16 protein-coding genes, 2 tRNA genes, 1 rRNA gene, 1 other RNA gene and 1 other annotated feature are annotated in these 19,242 nt (G+C 49.5%); of the genes, 5 read left to right on the forward strand and 15 right to left on the reverse strand.

The window, feature by feature from the left end:
* The 7 genes from KNP83_RS14755 to tadA form a co-directional block, all read right to left on the reverse strand.
* A 16S ribosomal RNA gene (locus KNP83_RS14755) occupies positions 1–73 on the reverse strand; the annotation flags it as partial.
* Between the two features lie 366 nt (positions 74–439).
* Positions 440–664 (reverse strand): YaaL family protein, encoded by a 225-nt coding sequence (locus tag KNP83_RS14760; protein WP_214763095.1) that lies wholly within the window; start codon positions 662–664, stop codon positions 440–442.
* Entirely contained in the window at positions 661–1,260 is a 600-nt protein-coding gene (gene recR, locus KNP83_RS14765) for a recombination mediator RecR (RefSeq protein ID WP_021065285.1), read from the reverse strand. Before recR ends, KNP83_RS14760 begins: the two co-directional genes overlap by 4 nt.
* 22 nt (positions 1,261–1,282) lie before the next feature.
* Complete coding sequence (locus KNP83_RS14770; protein ID WP_034781885.1) at positions 1,283–1,600, reverse strand: YbaB/EbfC family nucleoid-associated protein; 318 nt, start codon at positions 1,598–1,600, stop codon at positions 1,283–1,285.
* Between the two features lie 15 nt (positions 1,601–1,615).
* Positions 1,616–3,292, reverse strand: coding sequence for a DNA polymerase III subunit gamma/tau (gene dnaX, locus KNP83_RS14775; protein WP_214763096.1), 1,677 nt, complete (start codon positions 3,290–3,292; stop codon positions 1,616–1,618).
* Between the two features lie 94 nt (positions 3,293–3,386).
* Positions 3,387–3,655: signal recognition particle sRNA large type (gene ffs, locus KNP83_RS14780), an RNA gene on the reverse strand.
* Between the two features lie 53 nt (positions 3,656–3,708).
* On the reverse strand, positions 3,709–4,209 hold the full coding sequence (gene tadA, locus KNP83_RS14785) for a tRNA adenosine(34) deaminase TadA (RefSeq protein WP_214763097.1): 501 nt from the start codon (positions 4,207–4,209) through the stop codon (positions 3,709–3,711).
* A 121-nt stretch (positions 4,210–4,330) separates the two neighbouring features.
* On the opposite strand from tadA, the gene KNP83_RS14790 reads away from it, so the two are divergent.
* On the forward strand, positions 4,331–4,966 hold the full coding sequence (locus tag KNP83_RS14790) for a deoxynucleoside kinase (protein ID WP_029596452.1): 636 nt from the start codon (positions 4,331–4,333) through the stop codon (positions 4,964–4,966).
* Positions 4,963–5,634, forward strand: a complete 672-nt coding sequence (locus KNP83_RS14795; protein WP_021065290.1) for a deoxynucleoside kinase — start codon at positions 4,963–4,965, stop codon at positions 5,632–5,634. The genes KNP83_RS14790 and KNP83_RS14795 overlap by 4 nt, the downstream gene beginning before the upstream one ends.
* A gap of 42 nt (positions 5,635–5,676) precedes the next feature.
* Here KNP83_RS14795 and KNP83_RS14800 read toward each other — a convergent pair whose 3' ends face one another.
* The 7 genes from KNP83_RS14800 to pdxS all read right to left on the reverse strand — a co-directional run bounded on the left by KNP83_RS14800 (position 5,677) and on the right by pdxS (position 11,571).
* Positions 5,677–6,675, reverse strand: coding sequence for a hypothetical protein (locus KNP83_RS14800; RefSeq protein WP_214763098.1), 999 nt, complete (start codon positions 6,673–6,675; stop codon positions 5,677–5,679).
* Between the two features lie 165 nt (positions 6,676–6,840).
* Positions 6,841–6,930: transfer RNA gene (locus KNP83_RS14805), tRNA-Ser, on the reverse strand.
* 29 nt (positions 6,931–6,959) lie between these two features.
* Positions 6,960–7,050: transfer RNA gene (locus tag KNP83_RS14810), tRNA-Ser, on the reverse strand.
* 156 nt (positions 7,051–7,206) lie between these two features.
* Positions 7,207–8,490, reverse strand: a complete 1,284-nt coding sequence (serS, locus tag KNP83_RS14815; protein WP_214763099.1) for a serine--tRNA ligase — start codon at positions 8,488–8,490, stop codon at positions 7,207–7,209.
* A gap of 52 nt (positions 8,491–8,542) precedes the next feature.
* Positions 8,543–8,750, reverse strand: a binding site (T-box leader).
* 18 nt (positions 8,751–8,768) lie between these two features.
* Positions 8,769–10,013 carry a D-alanyl-D-alanine carboxypeptidase family protein gene (locus KNP83_RS14820; RefSeq protein WP_353048576.1) on the reverse strand — a complete coding sequence of 415 codons (1,245 nt, stop codon included), beginning with the start codon at positions 10,011–10,013 and terminating at the stop codon, positions 8,769–8,771.
* Positions 10,014–10,100: 87 nt separating this feature from the next.
* Entirely contained in the window at positions 10,101–10,679 is a 579-nt protein-coding gene (gene pdxT / locus KNP83_RS14825; protein WP_214763100.1) for a pyridoxal 5'-phosphate synthase glutaminase subunit PdxT, read from the reverse strand.
* A 1-nt stretch (position 10,680) separates the two neighbouring features.
* Positions 10,681–11,571, reverse strand: a complete 891-nt coding sequence (gene pdxS / locus KNP83_RS14830; protein WP_214763101.1) for a pyridoxal 5'-phosphate synthase lyase subunit PdxS — start codon at positions 11,569–11,571, stop codon at positions 10,681–10,683.
* A 284-nt stretch (positions 11,572–11,855) separates the two neighbouring features.
* On the opposite strand from pdxS, the gene pdxR reads away from it, so the two are divergent.
* The 3 genes from pdxR to KNP83_RS14845 all read left to right on the forward strand — a co-directional run bounded on the left by pdxR (position 11,856) and on the right by KNP83_RS14845 (position 17,437).
* On the forward strand, positions 11,856–13,259 hold the full coding sequence (gene pdxR / locus KNP83_RS14835) for a MocR-like pyridoxine biosynthesis transcription factor PdxR (RefSeq protein ID WP_214763102.1): 1,404 nt from the start codon (positions 11,856–11,858) through the stop codon (positions 13,257–13,259).
* Positions 13,256–13,870, forward strand: coding sequence for a class A sortase (locus KNP83_RS14840; protein ID WP_214763103.1), 615 nt, complete (start codon positions 13,256–13,258; stop codon positions 13,868–13,870). The genes pdxR and KNP83_RS14840 overlap by 4 nt, the downstream gene beginning before the upstream one ends.
* A gap of 138 nt (positions 13,871–14,008) precedes the next feature.
* Entirely contained in the window at positions 14,009–17,437 is a 3,429-nt protein-coding gene (locus KNP83_RS14845) for an alpha-amylase family glycosyl hydrolase (RefSeq protein WP_214763104.1), read from the forward strand.
* A gap of 44 nt (positions 17,438–17,481) precedes the next feature.
* Here KNP83_RS14845 and guaB read toward each other — a convergent pair whose 3' ends face one another.
* The gene (gene guaB, locus KNP83_RS14850; RefSeq protein ID WP_214763105.1) at positions 17,482–18,945 is read right to left on the reverse strand and encodes an IMP dehydrogenase; all 1,464 of its coding nucleotides are present in this window, start codon (positions 18,943–18,945) and stop codon (positions 17,482–17,484) included.
* Positions 18,946–19,242 lie beyond the last annotated feature (297 nt).

Here is a 19,242-nt window from a genome sequence, read left to right on the forward strand (position 1 = left end):
TCCTGCGCTCGACTTGCATGTATTAGGCACGCCGCCAGCGTTCGTCCTGAGCCAGGATCAAACTCTCCAAAGAATTTGATATAGCTCTTTAAAAATGACAAAGCTTGCGCTTCATTCAAAAATTGTAAAACTTTTTTTGCCTCATCGTTCAGTTTTCAAAGTTCGTCTGTCGTTTCTTGGCGACTTAAATATCTTAACAAGCTATCAATCGGAAGTCAACAACTTTATTTAGATTTTCAAAACCGCTCTCGGCGACGTCTATTAATATATCAATAAAACTTTAAATGTACAATAGCTTTTTTAGAAAAACTTTAAATTATTTTTTCTCGCGTTTCAAGTTGATTAAATCTCGAGATGCAATTCTAGTTCCTTCATTATATAGAGAAAAAATAATCACTGTATCCTATACATATAAAAAGGCGAGATTGAATATCTCGCCTTACGACCTCAAGTTCGAAAGTGAAACGTTGCGTTGCTTTGCTTCTTTCAAATAAAAGAAGTAAAGGGCTTCCGCTTGTTTTACTTGTGCTGCTAACTCCCCGGTATCTTCGATGCTCACTTCAAGAATGTGACGTTTTGATTCGTAATTTGCCTTAGCATGTAACAACTCCGACAAAAACCTTCGATCGTAATCATAGCGTAAAGGTTTACGAAACCATTTCATAGTTCCCGTCGACCTTCCATCGCTCTAGATAATGTCACTTCATCCGCGTATTCCAAATCGCCACCCACAGGCAAACCGTGAGCAAGACGTGTCACACGGATACCAGTCGGTTTCAAAAGTCGAGATAGATACATCGAAGTCGCTTCCCCTTCAATGTTCGGGTTAGTTGCCAAAATGACTTCACTAATCGCTTCATTTTCTTGGAGACGCGTTAACAGACTCGAGACGTTAATGTCTTCAGGGCCAATCCCTTCCATCGGACTAATCGCTCCATGCAAGACATGATACTTCCCGCGATACTCTCGCATCTTTTCCATCGCAATCACATCTCTAGAATCTTGAACGACACAGACTACCGTCTCATCACGATGCGAATCTGTACAAATTGCACACGGGTCAACATCTGTAATGTGTCCGCACACCGTACAATACTTAATATCACGCTTCGCACTGACAAGCGCCTTAGCGAATGTCAGCACATCGTCTTCTTCCATATCAAGTACGTGGAATGCTAGACGTATAGCAGTTTTCGGACCAATGCCCGGCAATTTTGTAAAGCTTTCAATCAAACGTCCGATCGCTTCAGGATATTGCAACTCGCATCTTTCCTTTCTTCACTTAAAAACCTGGAAGGTTCATCCCTTGCGTGAAACGTCCCATTTTATCATTAACTAGCTGGTCCGCTTGCTTCATCCCGTCGTTGACCGCTGCCAATACAAGATCTTGCAACATTTCGACGTCATCTGGATCGACAGCATCTTCAGCAATAATGACATCGAGCACTTCTTTATGTCCGCTGACGATTACTTTGACCATGCCACCGCCTGCTGTACCTTCAACCGTTAAGTCCTTCAATTCTTCTTGAGCTTTCGCCATATCTTTCTGCATTTTCTGCATTTGCTTCATCATGTTGTTCATGTTTCCCATTCCACGCATGTAGAGCGCCTCCTTTTAAACTTCTTCAATTTCAACGACGTCACCGAAACGTTCGAGGGCTTTTGAGACAAGTGGATCCTCTTCATCCACTACCTCTTCCTGATGATCCGAACGTTCAGCTTGTTTACGAAGGATGAACTCATTCTTCAATTCAACCCAATCGGTCTCGAGTACAGCCATGATCTCTCGACGAATCCCCGTCACTTCAAATAAGGCTTGTTCAATCACGTCTCGCGTGCGACCGTTCGAGCTAACCTGCTCGTAATGCCACGTCATCCCATCTTTAAATTGTACCAGTAAGGTGTCACTAGCACAAAGCACAGCCTCACTCTCATAGAACAATGCAAATATCGGGCCATCTTGCGTGCGGATATTCCCCATGATGTCTTCCCAGCTATCACGAATTGCGTTTAAATGTTGGCGTTCCGCTCGTTGCAACAATTGACGAATCCGCTCTTTCGGGACTCGAATTTGAGTTCGTTTGGCAACTTTAGGTTTCTCCGTAGTGGCTTCCGCTGCAGGCACACCCGTTTTCTTAACTTCGCTCAACTCGCGACTCAGTTCACGAACTTGCTCTTGAAGTTGCTTCATCTGTTCCGTCATTGTCCGTCCTTGTTCGGCAATCCGAATAAACGTTAACTCCACTAAGACTTTGGGATGGTTCGATAATCGCATCTGTTGCTGACAGTCATTCAACTCTTCAATCACTTGGAACAGTTCGTCCGTCGACGTCGCTTCAACAAATTGTCGGAACGTCTCAGTCGGGCGGGCTCGTTCGAGCAAATCGACCGCTTGCGGTGAAGCCTTTAAGAGTAAAGCGTCACGATGAACGAATACGAGATCTTCAATGAATCGCTTCAAATCCTTACCTTCGCGAAGCATCGTTTCCAACGTACTCAAAATTTGATCAAGTTGCTTCTGTTGTAAACCATAAGCCATATCAAGCAAGGCATCATCTGTCACCGCGCCTGTTACTTCTAACACAGCGTCTTCCGTCAAACGGCCATCACTGAAAGCGAGTGCTTGGTCGAGTAGGCTGAGCGCATCTCGCATGCCGCCATCAGCAGCACGGGCAATCAACTTGAGCGCCTCTGGATCATAGTCATAATCTTGATCGTTCAAGATGTACGCCATCCGTGTTTGCAATTGACCGACTTCATGCCGTTTCACGTCAAAGCGCTGACAACGTGAGATGATTGTCGCCGGAATTTTATGCGGCTCTGTCGTCGCCAAAATAAAGATAGCATGCGCCGGTGGTTCTTCCAACGTTTTCAATAAGGCGTTGAACGCCCCCGTCGAAAGCATATGCACTTCATCAATGATATATACTTTGAAACGGGCTTGAGAAGGCGGATATTTGACCTTATCCCGAATTTCTCGAATCTCGTCGACCCCATTATTTGAAGCCGCATCAATTTCAAATACGTCCGGGCTCGTCCCTTCCGTGATGGCGACACAAGTCGGACACGTGTTACACGGTTCTCGTGTAGGTGCTGTCTCACAGTTGATGGCTTTCGCGATAATTTTCGCCAGACTTGTCTTCCCGGTCCCTCGTGGACCCGAGAACAAATAGGCATGTGACATTCGTTCCTCAAGCAACGCATTTTGAATCGTACGTGTGATATGAATTTGACCGACTACCTCTTGGAACGACTGCGGACGATAAACCCGATACAACGCTTGATACGCCATGTCCCCGCCTCCTTTCTTCCTTACATTCTCTATTTCATCATACAAAAAAATCTACAACCCTGGGGCCGTAGATTGAAGTTATTAAATAAATCTGCCGCGCACCGATTTCTGAAAGCACGTCAATGTGCGTTACTCATGCAGTTTGCTCGGCCCAAGCACCCCTGCGGCACACGGTACGTCACCACTTAAGGCTGCTTCCTTCCGGACCTGACCTGGTTCATGGGTGACCGTTGCGCAGGACTCAGACGTCAACGCCACTTACACGAGGACAGGCCACACCAATGCACTCCCTCGAATCGGAATTCAGTCTCGCTATAGCGGATTGCGAGTTACAGGGCACCGCTACCTCCCCACCTAGCACGGCAAATGGGTAAATGAAGTTAGGCACTACGTTGAGTGCTATTACATTATACTGTTTAATCAGATGGGTTGCAACCTCTCTGTTCAAGCCGCACCTGCTTCTTCCGTTCTCTAAGATTTCGGAAGAATATCGTCAGCAACTCCCCACACTCTTCTGCTAAAACATTTTCCGTCACTTCGGCTTGGTGATTGAAGCGCTCGTCTTGAACCAGGTTCATGAGTGTCCCACAGCATCCACCTTTCGGATCATGGGCCCCAAAGATGACACGCTTGACACGAGACAACACGATGGCGCCCGCACACATCGGGCACGGCTCTAACGTGACGAACAGTTCGCAATCTTCTAAGCGCCAATTGCCGAGCGCCTGGTTCGCTTGTTCAATCGCAATCATTTCGGCATGAGCCGCTGCCAACAAGTCCGTTTCTCTCCGATTATGACCCGCGGCAATCACCTCATCCCCTTTGACGATGACGCACCCAATCGGGACCTCGCCGATTGCTTCCGCCTTCTTTGCTTCTTCTATGGCGAGCCTCATAAATCGTTCATCTCGTTCCATATACACACTCCGTTTCTGATCACTTATTATGAAAAAAAATGAAAATCATTTCGCTCGCCCTATCCACTTCATTGTATGCTAGAATGGAACTTGCACTTTGGATAATGGAGGATGACATCATATGTTTATAACGGTAGAGGGACCGATTGGTGTCGGGAAAACGTCACTGGCCCATATCATCAGTCAGCACTTTTCAATGCAGATGCTGAATGAAATTGTAGAAGAGAATCCGTTTCTCGGCAAGTTTTACGAAGATATCGACGAATGGAGCTTTCAAACGGAAATGTTTTTCCTTTGCAATCGCTTCAAGCAATTAGACGATATCCACAAACACCACTTGAGTCAACAGCAATCCGTCGTTTCGGACTATCATATTTTCAAAAACTTGATTTTTGCTCACCGTTCCCTGAGACCCGCTCATTTGAACAAATATGAGCAAATCTATAAGATTTTGACACACGATATGCCAAAGCCTGATGTCGTCATCTACTTACACGCCAGCATCGAGACGTTGATGAAACGTGTCGCGTTGCGTGGACGTGAAGTAGAAGAGAATATGTCTCGTGACTACCTCGAACAGCTCGCCCGCGATTATGAAACGTTCATCGAATCATACCGCGCGACACACCCCGAAGTGACGATTCTATCGTTTAGTGGAGATGAGCTCGACTTCGTCCAAAACCCGGATGATTTGACGCACGTCCTCGCAACGATTGAACGTGAATTAGAATTGACTAAAGGAGCACAAATCAAATGACGCTGAATGAAAAATATAACATTCCGAATGACACGATCATCACGATCGGTGGAATGGTCGGAATCGGTAAATCGACAATCACGAACTCACTTGCCGACGCCCTCAACTTCCGCACTTCACTTGAGAAAGTAGATACGAACCCTTATCTCGATAAATTCTATCATGACTTCGAGCGTTGGAGCTTCCACCTTCAAATCTATTTCTTGGCGGAACGCTTCAAGGAACAGAAGAAGATTTTCCAATATGGTGGCGGCTTCATCCAAGACCGTTCGATTTATGAAGATACAGGCATCTTTGCCAAAATGCATTACGAAAAAGGAACGATGTCTCCAACCGACTACGAGACGTACTCAAGTTTGTTTGAAGCGATGGTGTTGACACCGTTCTTCCCACATCCTGATTTGCTCATCTATCTCGAAGGTTCATTCGAGCAAGTGCTCGACCGCATCCAAATGCGTGGACGTGAGATGGAGCAACAAACACCAATCACGTATTGGGAAGAAATGTACGCGCGCTATACGGAGTGGATCAACAACTTCAATCTTTGCCCGGTACTCCGTCTCTCAATCGAAGAGTATGACTTGATTAACGACCCAAACTCGGTTGAACTCATCCTTGAGAAAATCGAGAAACAATTGACGATCGCTCGCGAAGCGAAAGTCAGATAAGCCAAGAAGGTGCACTGCTCATTTGAGCGGCGCACCTTCTTTTTACGTGTGGGCGATATGAGGTTTTCGATACGTCGGCGTCTTCCGAGCTTTCCGGAATCCATCGATGGAGTCGAACACGGCTGCCAAAATCGTGATGGCGACAACCAACCCGAACACCCAATCAAACGAGAGCACCCCGTCCGGGACGTTCGTCTCAATCCAGCTTAGAAAACGCGCATCGAACAAGCGCGAAGAGCCCGCCATCCAAATGATGAACGTCGCCGAGATGAGATTGTACACCAAGTTATAGGATGCGAGTGCATACGTCCAATGCCCTTTCATCCATTTCCATACTCCGAGTACGACTTGGAGCAAAATGACGGTGACAAACAACCCAATCACGTCCATCAAAAACGCTTGGTTAAAGATCGGCGTAATCATCGAAAAACCCGTGGCTGTCGATTCATAAATCCCTAGCAAACGTTCGGCGTTGAGATACACCGCGAACCACACGGCCGTCCAAAATAAACCGAATCCGGCATCGAACTTGCTGATGCGACCACCTCGTGCATACTCTTTCAATTTCGACACGTCCCACTTCATATCCGGTGCCGGCGTATCTTCAGGTGCGTAACGCTCAATCAAAAAGAAGACGAGGGTGATCCAAAAGATGAGCTGAATCGCGACATCCCATAACGCATCAAACATGTTCGTAAGGAACGTACCGACCGTCGGAAATAATGGCCCCGAGAACGTCGGAATGCTCGCAAACACAAGCCCGAAGAAAACGAGCGCTAAGACGATTGGAACGACCAATTTAATAACGGTCACATACATCGGGAAAAAGCGAGGACCGACCACGTATTGCCCTTGTTTGTAACGCGCCGCCACCACGACCGGATGCCCCATCTCCTCTAACACCCGCTTCACTTCCGCTTCGTTCGGTTCGTCTGACAATGATGATTCAATGGATTGTCGAACGGCAACGGCCGCTTCGTCCCGCCGTTTCGGAGGGACGTGCCGCACGACTTCATCGATATATACGTCAATCCAATTCATGACGCTCCACTCCTTCCGTCTGCGCCATTACAGTCTATATGAATAAGATTCCCGATTGCTCAACGAATTAGTGGCATTTCGCAGGATTGACACAAACAAAAAAGCCGTAGACCGGAGTCTACGACCATAAAAAAACGCATCTGCCCATGCAGATGCCAAAACAAGCGGAGTTGGTGGGATTCGAACCCACGCGAGCCTTACGACTCCTAACGGATTTCGAGTCCGTCCCCTTCAGCCGGGCTTGGGTACAACTCCAGGCTTAAAAAAGTGTAAAAAAAAGAAAGTGGAGGAGGTGGTGGGATTCGAACCCACGCAGGCTATTACACCCCTGACGGTTTTCAAGACCGTTCCCTTAAACCACTTGGGTACACCTCCAAAGCTCATATACAATTGGCGAGCAAACATCTCGCTCGACATGATTTATAGTACCAACTTGGCAGACAGATGTCAAACCCTTTTGCGCAAAAACATTAAAAAAAACCGAAAAAAATCCCGTCTGAACAAAACAGTTCAGACGGGGTAGATGCTGCCTTAACGAGGCATTTCAATTTTCTCGACACCACCCATGTACGGACGGAGCACTTCTGGGATGACGACCGAGCCGTCAGCCTGTTGGAAGTTCTCTAAAATCGCAGCCACGGTCCGGCCGACCGCGAGGCCAGATCCGTTGAGCGTGTGGACGAATTCCGGTTTCGCATTCGCATCGCGGCGGAAACGGATTCCGGCCCGGCGTGCTTGGAAATCTTCAAAGTTTGAGCAAGATGAGATCTCACGGTACATCCCTTGTGCCGGCATCCATACTTCGATGTCGTATTTTTTCGCCGCCGTGAAACCGAGGTCAGCCGTGCACATGCTGAGTACTTGGTACGGGAGGCCGAGACGTTTTAACACTTCTTCCGCGTGGCCCGTCAAGAGTTCAAGTTGTTCATAAGACTCTTCCGGTTTCACGAATCGCACGAGTTCGACTTTGTTGAACTGGTGCTGACGAATCAAACCACGTGTGTCGCGTCCCGCTGATCCCGCTTCTGAACGGAAGCAAGCGCTATACGCTGTGTATGTGATTGGAAGCTGGTCTTCCGCAATAATCTCGTCACGGTGCATGTTCGTCACTGGGACTTCTGCCGTTGGGACGAGGAAGTAGTTCGTGTCTGCCACCTTGAACGCGTCTTCTTCGAACTTAGGAAGTTGTCCCGTCCCGGTCATCGCGTCACGGTTGACCATGTAAGGAGGGAGCACTTCAGAATAGCCATGTTCATCGGCATGCATATCCATCATGAAGTTGATGAGGGCACGTTCAAGACGGGCGCCGAGCCCTTTATAAAACACGAACCGGCTGCCGGTCACTTTCCCTGCTCGTTCCACGTCAACGATTTTCAAGTCTTCCATGACGTCCCAATGCTGTTTTAGTTCGAATTCGAACGTCGGTTTTGTTCCGACTTCCCGGATTGTGACGTTATCGTCTTCCGTTTCACCAATCGGTGTTGATTCGTGTGGGATGTTCGGGATGCTGAGGAGAATCAAGTTCAACTCGGCCTCGACTTCACGCAACTCTTCATCGAGCAATTTGATTTCGTCGCCAAGACGGCGCGTCTCGAGAATCGGTCCATCTGCATCTTGCTTATTGCGTTTCAATTCCGCAATTTGCTTCGTCGCTTCATTTCGCTTCGCTTTTTTCACTTCGACCTCATTGATCAAATTGCGGCGTTTCTCTTCTAGTTCTGGGAAACGATCAAGCGCACTCAAATCCTCGCCGCGATGAGCCAGCTTCGCTTTAATCTCTTCAAAATCTGTTCGTAATCGTTTAATGTCTAACATTCGTTCTTCCTCCTTTTTTCACATAAAAAGGTGGCACGCCCCTTTCCCGTAGGAAAGGGACGAACCACCTTGGATCCGCGTTGCCACCCTCGTTGCCCGAAATCGGGCCACTCGATGCACGTAACGTGTGCGTAACGTGACTTGTTTCCAAGCCAATGCTCCGAGGCCGATTCGGTTACATCATCCCACTAGTTTGCACCAACCACTAGCTCTCTGTCAGTAGATGATCATAACGTACTTTTCCCCATCATTGCATCTGTCATTGAATTAGTTTTACTTTACAACATCTCAACTCTATCGACAAGACTCAGTTTTCCGAGCACAAGTCGAATCTCATCTAAAAAGTCAGAGAAGGCCCGCGTCATGCGTGTCAAAAATGATGCCATCTCGACCGGTTCGGCCGCAACGAGCGTTCCTTTCGGTGGTTGTTCTCCGTCGAGATACCGAACGCTTCCGGCAGGCTCAATCGTGACGGTCCCGACCTGTTGATCGGCCGCAATCGGTGCTTTCGTATCGGGAAGGTCATACGTCGGTTCGGGAACAGCCTGCCCTTTCTCCACGAGCACTTCAAAGGCTGATGTGGTACGCACTTTCGCCGACTCGACTGTACCTTCGGCAACATGGAGCGTCGCCGGGACAATTTCACCGGTCCGTAAAATCGGAGTCAAGACGAAATCGCCATAGGCATAGTCATGAAGGGCCTTTGTGGCGGTATAGCGGCCTTGATCGGTTTCCGCTCCGAGAACGACCGACAGCACGGTCCGTCCGTCTCGCGTCGACACGCCGATAAAGCAGTATCCGGCGTCATCGGTCGTACCGGTTTTAAATCCGAGCATCCCCGGGTATGCCAAATCACGACCGGCGAGCATCCGGTTCGTCGCTTCGAAACGGACACCATCGATATCGACATACGCTTGTTTCGTCACATCGAGCACTTCTGGGAATTTCGTCAAATAAGCCAATGCGAGCATCATCAAGTCATTGGCTGAGGTCAGATTTTCCCCAGGACGCCCCGCTGACACCGAGTCGAGTCCCGACGCATTGGCGAATGTCGTTTGGGTCATGCCGAGTTCAGTCGCCCGCTCGTTCATTTTCTTTACAAACACGCCTTCCGAACCGGAGACAGCCTCGGCCAATGTGACCGCTGCCTCGTTCGCGGAACGAATCAACGCCACATCATACAATTCTTTTACCGTATACGGTTTATTGACGAGCGGAATTCGCGCCAGTCCTGGTTTTCGAGTCAGCGCCAACGCCTTGTCGCTCGGGGTCACTTCCTGGTTCCAACTGAGGTCGCCCGCTTCGATGGCTTCACGGACTAAAAATGCGGTCATCAGCTTCGTGATTGATGCCGGAGGAAGCATGGCGTCTTCTTCTTGCGCGAACAGAATTTGTCCCGTCGTCATGTCCACGAGCATCGCGCCGGTCGCGTCGACTTTAGGTGCCGCCGATGCATCTGTCGGCACGATCATATTTAAAAGGATTGCCCAAACGAGCATCCATCCGATCCATCTTTGTCTCACGGTCTTGCCCCTTTCTATACGTATCTCGTTACAGTGTAGCAAAAAAACACATGAAAAAGACTCCCTATTTGCTAGGGAGCCTTTCCATCAGGCGAGTTGTCGCTTCGTCGCTTCAACCATATCTAAGAAATAGCGGTGCATCGACAAGTCGTCTGTCAATTCCGGATGGAACGAGCAGGCCATATACTTGTCATACCGAACCGCGACAATCGCCTCTTCGACTTCGGCGAGCACGTCGACGTTTGCTTCGACCGATGCGACTTGCGGTGCTCGAATGAACACCGCTTCGACCGCATCATCGATTCCTTTGACCGCTAAATCGACTTCAAAGCTATCGACTTGTCGTCCGAACGCGTTCCGTTTGACCGTCATCGGGATTTTACGCAAATGCGCATTATACCCTTCCACTTCAGTCGCGAGTAAAATCAAACCGGCGCACGTTCCGAACATCGGCAATTCCGTGTTCTCACGTAACGGCTCGAGCAACTCGTACCGATCGAGCAGACGGCGCATCGCCGTGCTCTCCCCACCCGGTAAAACGAGTCCATCGATTCGATTCAAGTCATCGACCGAGCGGACGACGAGCGTATCCGCACCAAGTGCTTCAAGCATATGGACGTGTTCACGAATCGCACCTTGCATTCCGAGTACACCAATCGTGGTCATCTTACCAACCTCGCGGCGCCATGAGTTCTTCAGGCTTGAGCGTGCGGACGTCGAGTCCTTTCATCGCTTCGCCGAGACCTTTCGACAAGTGCGCGATGCGCTCGTAGTCATCATGGTACGTCGTCGCTTCAACGATGGCACGGGCGAACTTCTCAGGATTTTCAGCTTTGAAGATTCCTGATCCGACAAAGACGCCGTCCGCTCCGAGGTGCATCATGAGTGCCGCATCGGCTGGTGTCGCAATGCCGCCTGCTGCGAAGTTGACGACCGGGAGGCGACCTGCTTCACGGATTTGCATGAGTACTTCAAACGGGGCACCTAGGTCGCGCGCTTCCGTCATCACTTCGTCGACGCTCATTGAGAGCAAGCGTTTCACTTGGGCTTGAACCGTACGCATATGACGAACCGCTTCAACGATGTTTCCCGTTCCCGGCTCACCTTTCGTCCGGATCATCGCTGCCCCTTCGCCGATGCGGCGTGATGCTTCACCAAGGTCACGCGCGCCACAGACGAATGGTGCGTTGTAGTCACGTTTGTAGAGATGGAATTCTTCGTCAGCAGGTGTCAATACTTCGCTCTCGTCAATGAAATCAACCCCCATTGATTCAAGGACACGCGCTTCCGCGATGTGACCGATGCGGCACTTCGCCATGACCGGTACGGATACCGCACCCATGACGTCTTCAATGATTGTCGGGTCGGCCATACGCGCGACGCCGCCCATTTTACGAATATCTGAAGGTACGCGCTCGAGTGCCATGACGGCAACTGCACCTGCTGCTTCAGCAATTTTGGCTTGCTCCGCGTTGATAACGTCCATGATGACGCCACCTTTTTGCATCTCGGCCATACCGCGTTTTACTTTGTCTGTCCCTACTTGTCTCTTTTCCAAATGGATCCCCTCCAATAAGCTAGTCTACTTGCAAGTATAAATTGATTTGACTATATTGAAAGTGCCAGTTTTATATTTTTTGAAGTGGTCAGTTTGAATAAAGGACTTCATTTCCCGATTCTCGAATGTTGTAAAGATTAAAGGAGATGATGGAATGAATCAATGGAACAGTCGTGACGACGCGCAGGAGCGCAGCTTTTTCGGGAAGCCGGGAGTTGTCTCGCTTTTCCTCGTCGTCGGATTCGTACTCTATTTTTTCTTTGGCTGACTAGAAAGGACACATCATGGATATGCTCACGTTCTCGCTCGAGGCTGACTCGAGCGTCCCGTTATATGAACAACTCTATTTGCACATTCGACAAGCTATCGTCGATGACACCCTCACCACCGGGACGAAACTTCCGTCCAAACGAAAGTTAGGCGAATTTTTAGATGTCTCGCAAACGACAGTCGAACTGGCCTACGCCCAGTTGCTCGCGGAAGGATACATCGAGTCGTTGCCGCGCAAAGGTTTTTACGTGTTACCGCAAGAAGAACTGTACGTCCGGCGCGGCAGTAGCGTCATCGAACCGCTCCCGGTGAAAAAAACATATGACTTCGACTTATATCCGAGTCAAATCGACACGACCGCCTTCCCGTTCGAGCGGTGGCGCCGCCACGTAAAACAAGTCGTTTCGGAAGAGCATCACGATTTGCTGTCACTTGGCTCCGTGCAAGGTGATTTCATCCTTCGCCAAGAGATTGCGACCTATCTTTATCATTCGCGCGGCGTACATTGTTCTCCCGAACAAATCGTTGTCGGATCAGGAACCGAGCAACTGTTGCCCCAATTGTTAGAACTGCTGCCAGATACGACGACGTTCGGCATCGAGGATCCCGGTTATCCACTGACTCGGCAACTGTTTGCTCACCAGCGCCGGACGTTCATTCCGATTCCTATCGATGAGAGCGGCGTCCGTGTCGACTTGGTGGAGCAAGCATCGATTGATGCCCTCTATGTCACACCGGCCCATCAATTTCCGACCGGTACGATTTTATCGGTCAGCCGGCGCCAACGTCTGCTCAACTGGGCCTCGGAGCGACAGACGTATGTGATTGAAGATGATTACGATAGTGAGTTCCGTTATAGCGGTAAACCAATCCCCTCTTTGCAAAGCATGGACCAAAATGAGCGGGTCATCTACTTGAGCACGTTCTCTAAATCATTGATGCCGTCTTTGCGCATCGGGTATATGGTGCTCCCGCCTCCGCTGTTGAATCGCTACCGGGAACGCTATCGTCACTTCACGTGCAGCGTCCCCCGTTTCGAACAACACACGTTGGCCGAATTTATGGCGACCGGTGATTTCGAGAAACACTTGAATCGGATGCGGAAGACGTACCGCCGGAAACTTGAAACCATCATCGCCGCTTTTAAACCGTATGAGCCGACCGTCTCCATTACGGGGGCGAGTGCCGGCCTTCATGTCGTCCTGTCGGTACGGACGACCGAGACGAGCGATCAATTGAAACGTTTGGCCGAGGCTTCGAACATCCGGATCAACGCGATGACAGACTATCGCATCGAATCAAGCGACACGATGCCTCAGTTTTTATTTGGCTTCGCCGCCCTATCCGAAGACAGGCTACCCGTTGCTGTCAGTGCGCTCATGTCGTGTTGGAACATTGAGAAAGGACGAGGTGGATGAAACGGTCACGCTATGTTATCGGTGGGCTCCTTTTGTTAATTGGTGCACTGTTGTTATCCGAATCGTGGTGGAAAGATCAGCTTACGACGTGGAACAGTCAACAAGTGACCGCCGAAATTCAGCCGAAACAGCCAGAAACCGGTGAATTTGAGTTTTCAAACGTCGAGCCGTTATCGTGGGAACAACTTTTCACCGTGCGCAATCGGTTTCATGATTTACCGACCATCGGACTCATTTCGATTCCAGAAATCGAGCTAGAGCTTCCCATCTTATATGGGCTCGACAATGAGAACTTGGCGGTCGGCGCCGGAACGATGGACCCGAATCAACGAATGGGCACCGGAAACTATGCGCTCGCGGGTCACTACACGCAAAGCCCGACTGTCCTATTCGGTCCGCTTCATAGCATCGACGTCGGTATGTCCATCTTCGTGACCGACATGACACACACGTTTCGATACGAGGTCACTTCGCTTGAGACCGTCCCCCCGACACGGGTCGACGTGCTCGATTCGACAACAGAACCGACGATTACGCTCATCACATGCACGTTCGATGCGACAGAACGTTTGATTGTTAAAGGACGCTTCGTGAACAAAACGCCTCTTTAACCGAGAGGCATTTTTATTATTTTTTAAAAAATATATTGTGAGCGCTTACATATTCAGCTAAACTATTCCTGAAACCGTTTGCACAATTTTGACAATTCGTTGCCCTGTAGACGACACATTCCATGAAAGAGGTGCTTTATGAAGAAGAAAGCGGCACGACAGACGACCACGCTATTGTTATCCTCCGTTCTCCTCATCCAAGCCGGCGTTCCAATGAACGCATTGGCCGAGCCTGCGACAATCTCAGTTGATGGCATAAAAACGGATTGGACGAACACGCCAGCGCTCGCCACATCCCCACAGGCGGGTTGGCAAGGCTTCGATTTAGGAGACGTCTATCTGCAGAACGATACACGTAACCTTTACTTTTATGTGGATGCGAACAACGTCCCGAATTGGGGCGACAATGGTCAGTACATAAATATCGCGCTTCAAATCAACGAACAAGATTCAGGCGTAGCGACAAACCCGCTCGGCTATCCGTTCAACTTTAGCCAAACCGATAAAAAGCCACAGTATCATATTTTACTTCGCGTCGATGGCGACACATCAGTAAAAGAAGCCGCACTGTATGAAGCAGGGAACTCCACACCGCTCGCAAACTTGAGCAACTTGAACGGTGCCTCATTTGCCATTGACCGCACGAAAGGCTTTGAAGGCAAAATCCCATTATCCCTGCTTGGTTTAAGCAATGAGGATACTGTTCGCGTCCTCACGGTACTCAGCGGGAATAACGCGACCGAGCACGGTGCGTTCGATACGATTCCAAGCAATGCGGCCAACAAAGTCGCCGATAGTTGGAACGTTTCGGCGACTCCATCGACACAATCGGTGTATAGCCCTGCCTTCACATTGAGCGGTGTCGAGACGGTCAGCCAACTCGAAGTGACAGCGGTCACACCAGCCAACCAATCGGAGCAAGTGGACATCAAGTCACCCATCACATGGACGTTCAATGAACCTGTGTCGCTAGACGCATCGAACATCAGCTTGATGAACGGTGAGACGGCCGTGCCGTTCACGGCTGAAGCAAGCGGATCGACCGTGACGGTCACACCGACCGAGGCACTCGGTTTGAATCAAACGTATACCGCGACGCTCCCAGCGGACGCCGTGAAAGGCAACTTGTCGAACACGACGTTGCCGGCATTGACGACGTCATTTAAAACGATCACTGAAATCGCCGATCCGTGGAAAACGCAACGCTACATCGAGATGTTATACGTCCGGGCCGACAACGATTACACGGACTGGAATTTATGGACGTGGAGCACGGGTGCCAAAGACGGTCAAGTTGACCCGTATAAAATCACCGAGGACGGCGCCATCTTCCGTATCCCGGTCGGCAAAGATGCGACCAATGTCGGTTTTGTCATCCGCAAAGGTACGGACTGGGCCGTGAAAGATGGTTACGGGGAAGACCGTTATGTGAAACTCGGGAGCGACCGGGTGACGAAAGTCGTTGTCGAGAGCGGCAAAGGGACGTTCCACCAAGTACCGACGATTCAAGGGCCTGTGTTTGAAGATGGTGCCGTGACGTTCTTCTACCGTGACAAAGCCTTGTATGAAGCCGGACAACTCGATGAAATCGATAGCGTCGCGTTAAAAGTCAATGGCACGACGTACCCGATGACGTACGAGGCCAAAAATGAGTGGTTCCGCCATACGGTCAAACTACCGGAAGGCAAACATGACTACACGTTCCTTGTCACAAAAGATGGCGTCACGACCGAAGTGAAGGATCCTTATTTTGAGGCTTCGAGCGTCGAATATCGTCGTCCGAACGTCAAACTGGCGGCCAGCGTGGCACCGAAAGCCCTCAGTTACCGTGAGAACGCGGTCGTCCAAGTGAAGCCGACGTTGCCGAAAGGCGTCAAGCTACGTCAACTCTTCATCGATGCACGTCCTCTTGGCGGACCGGCTAAACTCGAAGTCGACCCGGCCCTCAACAAGCAGACGATTGCGGTCAAAGATACCGTCAAACCGGGCAACAAATTCTTAACGATTACTGCGATTGACCAATACGGTAACGTCCATAAGACGAAAACGTCGTTAACGGTCCGCCCGGTCTCGATGAAGGACAAGCAAGAGTTCGATTGGGATGAGGCACGGATTTACTTCATGCTGACCGACCGTTTCTACGATGGAGATAAAACGAACAACAACCCGAACGGTGAATACTATGATCAAGACCATCTTGAGTCATATCACGGCGGTGACTTTGCCGGTGTGACGAAGAAACTCGACTACTTGGATAAGCTAGGCATCAACACGATTTGGATTACACCGATTGTCGATAACATTGATTGGGACCTTCGCTATGGTAAAGACGGCTCGCAGTATGGCTATCATGGCTACTGGGCGAAAAACTTTGAAAAACTCGATGAGCACCTCGGCGACATGAAAGCATTCCATCGCCTGATTGATGAAGCGAACGCTCGCGGTATCAAGATTATGGTCGACGTCGTTTTGAACCACCCTGGCTACGGGATGGAGCCAGGTGCCGTAGATACGGGTGCGACAAACTTCCCGACCGACAAAGAACGCAAAGTGTTCGACGGCATGATTCGTTCGAATCCGGTCGATGGCGATGATTTGAAGATGTCTCTCTCCGGATTACCTGACTTTAAGACCGAAGAGGCTGCCGTTCGTCAACAGCTCGTCAAATGGCAGACGGATTGGATTAAACGCTCGAAGACGAAAAAAGGCAATACCATCGACTACTTCCGTGTCGACACGGTCAAACACGTCGACTCCACAACATGGAAGTCGTTCAAAAACGAATTGACGGCCATCAAACCCGATTTCAAAATGATTGGTGAACATTACGGGGCGAGTGTGAACAATACTGGCGGTTACTTACAGAGTGGCCAGATGGACTCCCTTCTCGACTTTGATTTCAAATATCAAGCCGAACGCTTCATCAACGGAAACATTGATGACGTCGAGAGTGCGCTTCAATACCGCAATACCCAACTCTCAAACGAAGCGACACTCGGACAATTCCTCAGTAGCCATGACGAGGACGGTTTCCTCGTATCACGTGCTGGAGGCGATGAAGGGAAGCACATGATCGCCGCATCGCTTCAAATGACAGCGAAAGGACAACCTGTCATCTACTATGGTGAAGAAGTTGGACAGTCTGGAAAACATGCGCTGGATATGGATAAGGGCGAGTTCAATGAAAACCGTTATGACTTCGATTGGAAACGAGTCAAAGGGGAAGGTAAAGCGATGCATACGCATTACCAAAAACTACTCAACATTCGTGCCGACTATTCAAAAGTATTTAGTAAAGGGACCCGTACCGTCGTTGCTGGGGGCTCTGCTACTGGGTACACGGTCTTTGAACGGAAGCACGGCAAGGATTCGGTTCTCGTAGCTCTGAACACGACAGAAGCCAAACGAACGATTACGTTCCAGACAAAACTCAAGCACAAAACGACGCTCGTCGACCGCTATAGCGGACGTCATTACGTCGTCAAACGAGACGGGAAAATCACCGTCAGCTTACCTGCGCAGGATGATGGTGGTACCGTCATTCTCGTGGCCAAGTCAAAAAAATAATAGCGAAAAGCCGTTGCCTCGATTTAGAGGCAACGGCTTGTTGTTTAGCGTGAATAGTTTGGAGCTTCTTTCGTGATGTGGACATCGTGTGGGTGACTTTCTTGTAAGCCGGCCCCAGTCATGCGGATAAACTGAGTATCCTCACGTAGCGCACGGATATCAGCTGCCCCACAATAGCCCATTCCCGAGCGAAGGCCTCCGATGAGTTGATAGACTGTGTCGGCAAGTTCGCCACGATACGCGACGCGTCCTTCAATACCTTCTGGTACGAATTTTTTATCAGCTTCTTGGAAGTAACGATCTTGGCTTCCTCGTTTCATCGAAGCCTCAGAACCCATCCCACGGTACGTCTTGAACTGACGACCTTGATAGATTTCCATCTCGCCTGGGCTTTCTTTCACACCTGCAAGAAGGCTACCAAGCATGACCGCGTGAGCTCCAGCTGCAATAGCTTTCACAATATCGCCTGAGTACTTGATTCCGCCATCAGCGATGACCGTGACACCGTGTTCTCTAGCTTCCGTGACACAATCATACACCGCTGTGATTTGTGGTACACCAACACCGGCGACAACACGTGTTGTACAGATTGATCCTGGACCAATCCCGACTTTAATGACCGATGCTCCAGCTTCAATCAAAGCCCGTGTCGCCTCAGCTGTTGCCACGTTCCCAGCGATAATCGGAAGCGTCGGGAACATGTCGCGAAGTTCCTTCACTTTCTCGATGACACCGGCTGAGTGTCCGTGAGCCGTATCGACGACTAATGCATCGACACCTGCATCAACAAGAATTTGAGCACGTGATGCAGCATCTTTCGTAACACCAACGGCAGCCGCGACGAGCAAACGGCCTTGCTTATCTTTGGCAGCATGCGGGAACTGTTCGACTTTTTCAATATCTTTCGTCGTAATGAGTCCTTTCAACACACCTGAATCGTCAACGAGCGGTAATTTTTCAATGCGGTGTTGATGAAGAATGCGTTCTGCTTCTTCTAGGGATGTCCCTACTTTTGCAGTGACGAGGTTTTCCGTCGTCATGACGTCTGCAATCACAGTCGAGTAATCTTTGATGAAACGAAGATCACGGTTTGTCAAAATCCCGATCAATTTACGCTCGGTCTCTGAATTGACGATTGGGACTCCCGAGATTCGGTATTTACTCATCAAGTATTCTGCATCGTACACTTGACGCTCCGGTGTCAAATAGAATGGGTTCGTGATGACGCCGTTCTCTGAGCGTTTAACGCGATCGACGTGTTCAGCCTGCATCTCCATCGACATGTTTTTATGAATGACTCCTAAGCCGCCTTGACGCGCCATCGCAATGGCCATCGGTGCTTCTGTGACAGTATCCATACCTGCACTGATGATTGGAACGTTTAGCTCAAGACCTTCGCAAAGTTTAGTGCTTAAACTCACATCTCTTGGTAAGACATTTGAAAAGCGCGGTACGAGTAAGACGTCATCAAACGTTAATCCTTCTTTTGCAAACTTGTTTTCCCACATAAAAATCGATTGCCCCTTTCTCTATCCGACCCGAATCTTTGTTTCGAAATATTTCTGTAATGGTAACAGGTATAGCCCGAAAGTGCAATTCAATTCACGATGTTCAGAAAGTTCAGAATTGTGTTCGTTTCATTTATTTTCCTCTGATAATGTTCGGAAATAGAGGATGTGTGTCGTAAAAGAATCGATGTTTGACATAGAATCTACAAAAAAAGACGACCGAGCGGATGCTCGATCGTCTTTCGCGTTGGCCTGGCAACGTCCTATCCTCACAGGGGGAGACCCCCAACTACTTTC

The organism is Exiguobacterium sp. s146 (assembly GCF_018618415.1).
In the GTDB taxonomy this organism is placed as follows: domain Bacteria; phylum Bacillota; class Bacilli; order Exiguobacteriales; family Exiguobacteriaceae; genus Exiguobacterium.